The sequence below is a fragment of the Neisseria sp. P0021.S006 genome (genome assembly GCF_051956895.1).
On sequence record NZ_JBQCWZ010000879.1, the window covers coordinates 1 to 603 of the forward strand.

Consider the following 603-nt stretch of genomic DNA (forward strand, 5'->3'; position numbering starts at 1 on the left):
GTGTTGATGCCGCTGCGGGTGGTGCTGTTTTTGCTGTCTCCGTCGCTGCCGTAGCCTACTGATGAACTTGCGCCGTTTTTATCGGCTACGCTTGTCAGGTGTTTGTCTTGAGGCTTATTTTGTGCGCTCTGCCCCAGTGTTTTGCCGCTTACGGCAACGTTGGCACCCAATCCAAAACTTTCGCCTTCGTATCGGCTGTAGTTTTGAATGTCGCTATGGGTGAGGGTGGCCGTCTGAAAGCGGTTTTTGCCTTCGTCTTCTGCGCTTTGGCCAGACGTGATGATGCCGCCTGAGACCTTGGCAAAAAAGCCCTTCCCACAACAGTCGAAACCCCAACACAGGTTTTCGGCTGTTTCCGCCACCAATCACTCCCTAACTCTACCCAAATACCCCCTTAATCCTCCCCGGACACCCGATAATCAGGCATCCGGGCCGCCTTTTAGGCGGCAACAGACACACTTAGCCTGTTAGCCGCCTTCAACAGGTTTAGACACATCGCCTTCAGATGGCTTTGCGCACCCACTTTAATCAGCCCGAAATAGGCTGCCCGGGCATAGCGGAACTTACGGTGCAGTGTACCGAAGCTTTGTTCGACCACATAAC

Annotated in this window: 1 protein-coding gene and 1 pseudogene; both read right to left on the bottom strand. The window is 53.7% G+C overall.

Annotated features, from left to right (window positions below; all coding sequences use genetic code 11):
* Window positions 1–293 (bottom strand): annotated as a pseudogene (locus ACTHUM_RS17660) (hemagglutinin repeat-containing protein); the annotation flags it as partial.
* A 146-nt stretch (window positions 294–439) separates the two neighbouring features.
* The coding region (locus ACTHUM_RS17665; RefSeq protein WP_440403643.1) for a transposase at window positions 440–603 on the bottom strand (164 nt) is incomplete at its 5' end.